The sequence below is a fragment of the Vibrio cholerae ATCC 14035 genome (assembly GCF_000621645.1).
GTDB classification, from domain to species: domain Bacteria; phylum Pseudomonadota; class Gammaproteobacteria; order Enterobacterales; family Vibrionaceae; genus Vibrio; species Vibrio cholerae.
In genome coordinates this window covers 1-1,383 of record NZ_JHXR01000060.1, presented here as the reverse complement: position 1 = coordinate 1,383, position 1,383 = coordinate 1, and the positions used below count along the sequence as shown (strand labels likewise).

The window sequence follows — 1,383 nt, the reverse complement described above, 5'->3', positions numbered from 1 at the left end:
TAACGCCGCATTAAGGTGTGAGCAACGCTAACACGAGACTCAACCATGCCACCATAAACACAAAACCCAACGATTAGCACTGAAAATGCCAAGCGTTGGGAATCACTCTTAAATGCTTTGTTAGCCATTTTTTTTCGGTGGCGGCGGAGGTGGTGGGCTAGGCCTTACGTTCTGAGGTGTTCTAGCTGGATTTGCACCATCTGTAGTCCAACCAGTTCTTCCACTTGGTGGTGGAGGGTTTGAACCTTTTTTTGACATATAACTACTCCCAGTTTTTCTCTAGAAATTCCACCCATTTTACTTCACTAGCGCTAATAACAAGTTTAGATACACCTGTTATTTCTGCCTCAGTGCCATCATCGTTGAGCCAAGACGGGTCTGCGATAACAAAATGACCTTTATGTGGTTCTGAAGGCCATTCAATTGGCCAGCCATATAACCTTCGTTCATCATTTAGGTGTAAGACAACAAAAGTAACGTCCTGTAAAAAGGCACCAAACCATTCCGAAGGATATGATGTTTCTCTTGTGATCAAACACCTTCTTAGACACTTATGCAATAGGTCATTGTTGGCAAAGCCTGCAAATGCAACCCCAAGTAAGATAGCTGTCACAACAGAACCAACTAACCCAAACTTGTCCGGTACTCCTGTAATTTCATACGTAGCACACAACCAACGGACTGAGAACTCAACCACCACAACAATTGCTTGTATAAAAATAGTAAAAATCAGAGCCTGTACCACACGCTCAAATTGTGATGGCTTGGGATAAGAGGTCAAACTATAAAACACCCAAGCAGACACAAACCCCGGGAGCAGATACTGTAAAATTGTAATTACATCATTTGTTAAATTTTCCATAGTTCTCCCAAATGGCTAACGCCCGCCTAAGGGGCTGGCAACGCATGACACCAAACTTAAACACAACAACCGTAACCACTGCGGCTCATTGGGACTGGAAACGCCGCGCGTTGACAGTCCCTCTTGAGGCGTTTGTTAGGCGCGTAGCCAATTTTTACAGCTTAATATCAACCCTGTTCCGAACATAGGTTGGGACAGACAACTGCTCATCTAAGTCTTTGAATATTGGTTTCTTGGGCATCTGTTCAATTATTGTGTTGAGTTCTTCAAAACTGATCCCTACAACTCGGCAGGCAGTCATTAAACCATTGATAAAATGCTTTTTATTACGTTTCTTCTGCTGTTCACTATCTGGGATAGATGCATATAATTCGCATTCTTTGCTAAGCAAGGCCAGAAGTTCTTCTTTTGATGGCAACATATTTAACTCATCTTGAGGATAAATTTGAGTTGATTATCAATCATTACAAGAAGTTGTTCTAAGGGATTGATCTAACATTAGCAAGAAAGCGCCTAACGCC

Annotated in this window: 2 protein-coding genes; both read right to left on the bottom strand. The window is 42.3% G+C overall.

Going from position 1 to position 1,383, the window contains the following annotated elements; all coding sequences use genetic code 11:
* Positions 1-262: 262 nt before the first annotated feature.
* On the bottom strand, positions 263-862 hold the full coding sequence (locus T411_RS0115620; protein ID WP_000429495.1) for a DUF6338 family protein: 600 nt from the start codon (positions 860-862) through the stop codon (positions 263-265).
* Positions 863-1,016: 154 nt separating this feature from the next.
* On the bottom strand, positions 1,017-1,283 hold the full coding sequence (locus T411_RS0115615) for a hypothetical protein (protein ID WP_000937852.1): 267 nt from the start codon (positions 1,281-1,283) through the stop codon (positions 1,017-1,019).
* Positions 1,284-1,383 lie beyond the last annotated feature (100 nt).